Source organism: Bradyrhizobium sacchari (genome assembly GCF_002068095.1).
In the GTDB taxonomy this organism is placed as follows: domain Bacteria; phylum Pseudomonadota; class Alphaproteobacteria; order Rhizobiales; family Xanthobacteraceae; genus Bradyrhizobium; species Bradyrhizobium sacchari.
Genome location: NZ_LWIG01000007.1, coordinates 395,565 through 402,990, shown reverse-complemented (window position 1 = coordinate 402,990; position 7,426 = coordinate 395,565). Strand labels below are relative to the sequence as shown.

7 protein-coding genes are annotated in these 7,426 nt (G+C 63.5%); 6 read left to right on the top strand and 1 reads right to left on the bottom strand.

Annotated features, from left to right (window positions below; genetic code table 11):
- Window positions 1-54: 54 nt before the first annotated feature.
- Window positions 55-678, top strand: coding sequence for a single stranded DNA-binding domain-containing protein (locus tag A5906_RS08300; RefSeq protein WP_080134730.1), 624 nt, complete (start codon window positions 55-57; stop codon window positions 676-678).
- Window positions 679-873: 195 nt separating this feature from the next.
- Here A5906_RS08300 and A5906_RS08295 read toward each other — a convergent pair whose 3' ends face one another.
- Window positions 874-2,010, bottom strand: a complete 1,137-nt coding sequence (locus tag A5906_RS08295; RefSeq protein ID WP_080134729.1) for an alpha-hydroxy acid oxidase — start codon at window positions 2,008-2,010, stop codon at window positions 874-876.
- 106 nt (window positions 2,011-2,116) lie between these two features.
- Between A5906_RS08295 and A5906_RS42910 the strand changes: the two genes are divergently transcribed.
- The 5 genes from A5906_RS42910 to A5906_RS08275 form a co-directional block, all read left to right on the top strand.
- Window positions 2,117-2,284, top strand: a complete 168-nt coding sequence (locus A5906_RS42910; RefSeq protein WP_167523526.1) for a hypothetical protein — start codon at window positions 2,117-2,119, stop codon at window positions 2,282-2,284.
- A 222-nt stretch (window positions 2,285-2,506) separates the two neighbouring features.
- Window positions 2,507-3,850, top strand: a complete 1,344-nt coding sequence (gene glmM / locus A5906_RS08290; RefSeq protein ID WP_080134728.1) for a phosphoglucosamine mutase — start codon at window positions 2,507-2,509, stop codon at window positions 3,848-3,850.
- A 321-nt stretch (window positions 3,851-4,171) separates the two neighbouring features.
- A complete protein-coding gene (locus A5906_RS08285) occupies window positions 4,172-5,422 on the top strand; it encodes an MFS transporter (protein ID WP_080134727.1) in 1,251 nt (416 codons plus the stop codon).
- A gap of 329 nt (window positions 5,423-5,751) precedes the next feature.
- Window positions 5,752-6,606, top strand: a complete 855-nt coding sequence (locus tag A5906_RS08280; protein WP_080134726.1) for an outer membrane protein — start codon at window positions 5,752-5,754, stop codon at window positions 6,604-6,606.
- 129 nt (window positions 6,607-6,735) lie between these two features.
- Window positions 6,736-7,426, top strand: a 691-nt coding sequence (locus A5906_RS08275) for an outer membrane protein (protein WP_245326641.1), incomplete at its 3' end; no start/stop codon positions are given.

The following is a 7,426-nucleotide window of genomic DNA, read 5'->3' as shown; positions in this document are numbered from 1 at the left end:
GGTTGCACGGGGTTGCCGTGATGTACCGCCGCAACGCCCTGGAAGGACAAGGCCATGCTGAAGGAGAACTGGATGCCACGCGCCATCGTGGCCACTTTCGTCACCTGTATCTTCGTGTCATCCGCCCCGGCGCAGCAGGCGCCGACGGTGCGCATCCGCGGCACCATCGAGAGCGTCGACGGCAACGTGCTCGGCATCAAGACCCGCGAGGGCAGCGACGTGAAGGTGAAGATGACCGACAGCGTCGCCGTCTTTGCCGTCATCAAGACCTCTTTGTCGGAGATCAAGGAAGGCTCCTATATCGGCGTCACCGGCATGCCCGAGCCCGACGGCACCCAGAAGGCGATCGCGGTGCACATCTTCCCCGAGAACCAGCGCGGCGCGGCCGAAGGCTTCCGTCCGTGGGACGCCCGCGCCAACTCGACCATGACCAACGCCACGGTCGCGCAGACGGTGCAGGGCACCGACGGCCAGAACATCACGGTGAAGTACAAGGACGGCGAGAAGAAAGTCGTGGTGCCGCCGGACACCCCGATCGTCACCTTCGTCGCCAGCGACAAGTCGGAAGTGAAGCCGGGTGCCAAGCTCATCATATTCGGCGCGGCGAAGAAGGAGGATGGCTCGCTGGAAGCCAACCGGGTGAACGTCGGGCGGGACGGGATCACGCCGCCGATGTGAGGCGAAGTGTCATTCCGGGACGCGCAAAGCGCGAACCCGGAATCTCGCTGGTCCTACGGACCATCCCGGAACGACGAGCCAAAAGCTCGCAGGGTGGGCAAAGGCGCGCCAGCGCCGTGCCCGCGTCTTCTTGCGTGTTACGAACACTGGCGGGCACGCATTCGCTTTGCCTACCCTACGACACCGACGCTCGAATCACTCCGCGATGATATGATCGTCGATCTCGTCGATCCGGTTGACGCCGCACAGGCCCATGGTGGTGAGCAGCTCCTTCTGGATGATGTCGATCGCCTTGGCGACGCCGGCCTGGCCGCCGGCACCTAAGCCATAGGCATAGGCGCGGCCGATCATGCAGGACTTTGCGCCGAGCGCGAGCGCGCGCATCACGTCCTGGCCGGAGCGGATGCCGCCGTCGAACATGATCTCCATCTTGTCACCGACCGCGTCCGCGATCTCCGGCAGCACCTCGATCGAGGACGGCGCGCCGTCGAGCTGCCGGCCGCCATGGTTGGAGACGACGAGCGCCTGCGCGCCGGTCTTGGCGGCCTCCTCGGCGTCCTCGACGTCCAGAATGCCCTTGATGATGAGCTTGCCCGGCCAGATGCTGCGGACCCACTCGACGTCCTTCCAGTTCAAGGACGTGTCGAACTGCGATGCCGTCCACTCGGCGAGGCGGTTGAGATCCTCGGTGTTCTTCACGTGGCCGGCGATGTTGCCGAAGGTGCGGCGCTTGCCCTGCAGCACGCCGGAGACCCAGGCCGGTTTGCTGGCGAAATCCAGCAGCTTCGACAGCGACCATTCGGGGGGCACCGTCATGCCGTTCTTGATGTCAGCATGGCGCTGGCCGATCACCTGCAAATCGACGGTGAGCACCAGTGCACTGCACTTGGCCGCCATCGCGCGCTGGATCAGTTCCTTGATGAAGCCGCGGTCCTTCATCACGTAGAGCTGGAACCAGAACGGCTTCTCGACATTGGCTGCGATGTCCTCGATCGAGCAGATCGACATCGTCGATTGCGTGAACGGGATACCGGCGGCCTGCGCGGCGCGGCAGGCGTGGATTTCGCCGTCGCCATGCTGCATGCCGAGCAGGCCGACGGGCGCGAGGATCAGCGGCATGGCCGAGGGCTCGCCGAGGATCGTGGTCGAGGTGTCGCGCTTGGAGACGTCGACCAGGATGCGCTGGCGGAACTTGATCGCCTGCATGTCCTCGCGGTTGGCGCGCAGCGTTTCCTCGGCATAGGAGCCGCGGTCGCAATAGTCGAAGAACGCCTTCGGCACGCGGCGCTTATGCAGCGCGCGAAGATCGTCGATACAGGTGATGTGCTTCATGAACGTTTCCCCGGCCCGTCTCGTCTCGGAAAGTCTTGCATCGGAAGATCGAGGGGTCATCTAGCATGGTTGGATGCACAGCCAAATCGTTTGAGAGGAGGGTGCCATGTCGAGACCGCACGCCGCACCGACACCGGAAGAGATCAAGGAGAAGAAGGACCTCGAGGACGCCCTGGAAGAGGGCCTCGAAGAGACCTTCCCGGGCTCCGATCCCGTCAACGTCACCCAGCCGGCGCCGAGCCGCGGCGACGGCCATGTCAAGCGTTCCAATTAGGGCCGGGTTCCGCCCCGCGCCGGTTCCCCAACGGGAAGTATAAGGTTAACAATTAGTTGGCGGGGGCGAAGGTGCCCCCTGTTCCGTAATGATTAATCACATTTTTTGAAGCCAAGTTAGCCGCGATGGCCTTATAAGACCTCAGCAAATCAGGGATGCGGAGCCCGTTCGGGCATTCCGTGGTTGTAGAGGGGATTCCCTGGTTGTTGCGTGGGGGACGATATGAGCCGCAAATATTTCGGGACGGACGGGATTAGGGGCCGCGCCAACGGACTGATCACGCCGGAGCTCGCGCTCAAGGTCGGCCAGGCCGCAGGCCTTGCGTTTCAGCGCGGTGACCATCGCCATCGGGTCGTGATCGGCAAGGACACCCGCCTGTCCGGCTACATGATCGAATACGCGATGGTCGCCGGCTTCACCTCGGTCGGCATGGACGTGCTGCTGGTCGGCCCGATGCCGACGCCGGCGGTCGCGATGCTGACCAAGTCGATGCGCGCCGATCTCGGCGTGATGATCTCGGCCTCGCACAACCTGTTCGAGGACAACGGCATCAAGCTGTTCGGACCGCAGGGCTTCAAGCTTTCCGACGACGTCGAGCGGCAGATCGAGCAGCTGCTCGACGAGCCGATCGAGAAGCGTCTGGCACAGAGTGCGAGCCTGGGTCGCGCCCGCCGCATCGACGGCGTGCATGACCGCTACATCGAATTTGCCAAGCGCACGCTGCCGCGCGACCTGTCGCTCGAGGGCCTGCGCGTCGTGATCGATTGCGCCAACGGCGCGGCCTACAAGGTGGTGCCCGAAGCGCTGTGGGAGCTTGGCGCCGACGTCGTGCCGATCGGCGTCGAGCCCGACGGTTTCAACATCAACAAGGATTGCGGCTCGACCTCGCCGGAAGCGCTGTCGAAGAAGGTGCGCGAGATGCGCGCCGACATCGGCATCGCGCTCGACGGTGATGCCGATCGCGTCATCCTTGTCGACGAGCGCGGCCACGTCGTCGACGGCGACCAGCTGCTCGCGGTGATCGCGCAGAGCTGGAAGGAAGACGGCCGTCTCTCGCGTCCCGGCATCGTCGCCACCGTGATGTCCAATCTCGGCCTCGAGCGCTTCCTCAAAGGGCAGGGGGTCGATCTCGTGCGCACGCCGGTCGGCGACCGCTACGTGCTCGAGCAGATGCTGAGCGGCGGCTACAATCTCGGCGGCGAGCAGTCCGGCCACATCATCCTGTCCGACTATGCCACCACCGGCGACGGTTTTGTCGCTGCCCTGCAGGTGCTCGCGGTGGTGCAGAAGCTGCGTCGTCCGGTGTCGGAAGTCTGCCACCGCTTCGATCCGCTGCCGCAGATCCTCAAGAATGTGCGCCACAAGGGCGGCAAGCCGCTCGACAATTCCGACGTCAAATCGGCGATCTCCGATGGCGAGAAGCGCCTCAACGGCCACGGCCGTCTCCTGATCCGCTCCTCCGGCACCGAGCCGGTGATCCGCGTCATGGGCGAGGGCGAGGACCGCCACCTGATCGAAGACGTCGTCGACACCATCGTCTCGGCCCTCGGGCAGGCGGCGGCGTAAGGCGAGCTTTCTTCCTTCTCCCCTTGTGGGAGAAGGTGGCATAGGCGGCCTATGGCCGCCGTTCTTAAGAACGCCGAAGCAAAGCTTCGGCTATGGCGCCGGACGAGGGGTTGTCTCCGCAAACTCGATTCGTGAAAGACTCACTCGCTGAGAGAAACCCCTCACCCGTCTCGCCGCTAACGCGGCGATCCACCCTCTCCCACAAGGGGAGAGGGGACGACGACACCCACGCATCCCAGCCATTTGCGATTGACGCTGGTTCGATCGCCCCTTGCATCGTAAGCAGCACCTCGCTGCAATCTGCCGCGCCGGGATGCTCCCTTGAACAAGCCTGTCGTCGTCTCAGAGAAAACGCTGGCCGAGCCCGTCGTCGTCTACGTGGCGCCCGCTGCTGCCAAGGCCGCCGCAGGGCCGGCCTATGTCGTGCTTACCGGCATCAGCGTCTCGCATTTCCTCAACGACACCATGCAGTCGCTGATCGCCTCGGTGTATCCGATCCTGAAGGACACCTACGCGCTCGACTTCGCGCAGATCGGCATGATCACGCTGGCCTTCCAGTTCACGGCCTCGCTGCTGCAGCCGGTGGTCGGGCACTACACCGACAAACGGGCGCAGCCCTATTCGCTCTCGATCGGCATGGCCTCGACCTTTTTCGGCCTGCTGCTGCTCAGCGTCGCGCAGCAATATCTCGTCATCCTCGTCGCCGCCGCGCTGGTTGGGCTCGGCTCGGCGGTGTTTCATCCCGAATCCGCGCGCATCGCGCGGCTCGCCTCCGGCGGCCGCTATGGTTTCGCGCAATCGGTGTTCCAGCTCGGCGGCAGTTTCGGCACCTCGATGGGTCCCGTGCTGGCCGCGCTGATCGTGGTGCCGTTCGGGCAGGGCAGCATCGCCTGGTTCTCCTCGATCGCGTTCCTCGCGATTCTCATCCTCTGGCGCATCGGGCGCTGGTACGCGCCGCAGATCACGACGAAGAAGGCGGCGCCTGTCCACACCCAGCCCGGCGGGCCGAGCTCGCGCCGCGTTGCCTTTGCTCTGCTCGTGCTGGTGGCGCTGCTGTTCTCAAAACAGCTCTACGTCTCCAGCCTGTCGAGCTATTACATCTTCTACCTGATCGACCGGTTCGGCGTGTCGACGCAGGCCGCGCAGATCTATCTCTTCATCTTCCTCGCCGCGAACGCGGTCGGCGCGTTCTTCGGCGGCCCGCTGGGCGATCGCTTCGGCCGCAAGATCGTGATCTGGATCTCGATCCTCGGCGCGCTGCCGTTCACGCTGGCGCTGCCCTATGCCGGGCTCTACGCCAGCGCAGTGCTGTCAGTCATCATCGGCCTGATCATCTCCTCGACGACGTCGTCGATCATCGTGTTCGCGCAGGAGCTGGTGCCGCACCGCTTCGGCATGATCTCCGGCGTGTTCTTCGGCGTCGCGTTCGGCATCGGGGGCCTGGGAGCCGCCGTGCTCGGCAAGCTCGCCGACCACACCTCGATCGAGTTCGTCTACCAGGTCTGCGCCTATCTGCCGGCGATCGGCCTGCTTGCGGTGTTCCTGCCCAAACTGCCGCAGCACGCGCGTTAACAAACCCTTCTCCGCCGCTTTGCGGCTTCATCAATCGTTAGTAATTGCGGCGCGCGGAGCGTTTTCAAGCGAAGTGGACGCCGGTTCGCGTCGAGAAAACGCGTCAAAACAAGAATCTAGAGCTTCCGTTCCGATCTTATCGTAACGGAAGCTCTAGCCGCTGCATTTTTGCAACGCTCCCGATGCATCCGCGTGTAGGGTGAGAAAAAATCAACCTTAAAAATTAGGGTTAAGTGGCGCTTAAACATTTGCTGCCATCGTCCGGGTCGTGAGTTTCCAGAACGTGAGGCGTCTGCATTTCTGCCTCACCGGCCATAAGGACGAAGCCAATGCGTAGCGTTAAGTCTCTCCTTGCCGCGGGTGCGGCAACCCTGATCTCGTCGATGGCGTTCGCCGCCGACATGCCGATCGCTGCCCCGCCTCCCATGTACGCGCCGCCGGCTCCGCCCGCGGATTTCGGTGGCTGGTATCTGCGCGGCGACATCGGCTTCAGCAATCAGAGCGTGAAGAGCGTTCGCAACACCAACGACGCCCTCTATGCCCCATTGCTCTCGTTCAATCAGTCGACCGGGTTCGACACCGGCGGTATCTTCGATCTCGGTGTTGGTTACCGCGTGAACAATTGGTTCCGTGTTGACGCGACCGGCCAGTATCGCGGCCGGACCAATTTCCACGGTCTCGATCTGGTGAGCTATCCAAATGGCGGCCCGGTGGGCTTCGGCGCCGACAACTACGGCGGTAGCAAGTCCGAATGGCTGTTCCTGGCGAACGCCTATGTTGATCTCGGCACGTGGTGGTGCGTGACGCCGTTCATCGGCGCAGGCGTCGGTGCGGCTCGCGTGACCGTAGCCAACTTCACCGATTCTGGCATCAACTCGCTCTTTGGCGGTGGCGTCGGTCCCAGCTTCGTGTCGGCGCCTACGGCCTCGCAATGGAACTTTGCCTGGGCGCTGCATACCGGCCTGGCTTACAAGGTGAATCCGAACCTGACCGTCGAACTCGGATATAGCTACGTCGATCTCGGTGACGGCATCACCGCAGCGTCGAGGGCATTCGATGGCTCGGTTGGCGGGCATCCTTTCAAGTTCAAGGACATCACCTCGCACGACCTCAAGCTCGGCGTGCGCTGGGATCTCAGCAGCCCGCCGGCCTATGTGCCGCCGCCGCTCGTCACCAAGGGCTGATCCTCAAGCCCATCGCTTAACGTCTCTTAACGGCGCGGGATCATCCCGCGCCGTTTTGCTTTGCGGATTTTTCATGGCCCGAGCGCGGCGAAATCGCCCGGCGCAACCATTGGTTAAGGTTAACGAGCCATGATCATCGCCGAAAGATCGAGTCCGATTTGGAGCGTTGCGATGCGTAGGCTTTTGTTGGCGGCGGCGATGTTGGGGACGGTGTCTGCCGCGCACGGGGCCGATATGCCGGACCTGCCCATCCTGCGCGGCAGCTTCACCGACGGCCTGTCGAATAGCTCCCACAATTGGGACGGCTTCTATGTCGGCGGCCAGTACGGCTTTGCCACGACCGACATCGATTTCAGCCACGCCCCGAAATCGATGACCGATTTCATGCTTCGCGACAGCATCCTCCAGGCGCCGGTCGGCGGGTGGTCGCTGCTGCCGAAGAATCATGTGCAGTCCACCGGGTTCGGCGCCTATGTCGGCAAGAACTGGCAGGTCTACGACGCCGTGATGGGCGTCGAAGCCAATTACAGCTACATGGACAACATATCCAGCACGGCCAGTGATGCAATGAGCCGAATACTCCCCGGCGAAACGGCTCCCACGGGCCATACCTACACCTACAACACCACGCTTGGTGGCGGTGCTTCGCTGAAGCTCAAGGACTATGCGACTTTCCGGGGCCGGGTCGGCTGGGACGGCGGCGACTTCATGCCGTATGGCTTCGCCGGGTTGGCGATCGGGCGTGCCGAAGTCTCGCGATTTGCGATCGTGAGCTGGCAGAAATACGACGACTTCGACGAACCCGTGGTCAGCGGCGGGG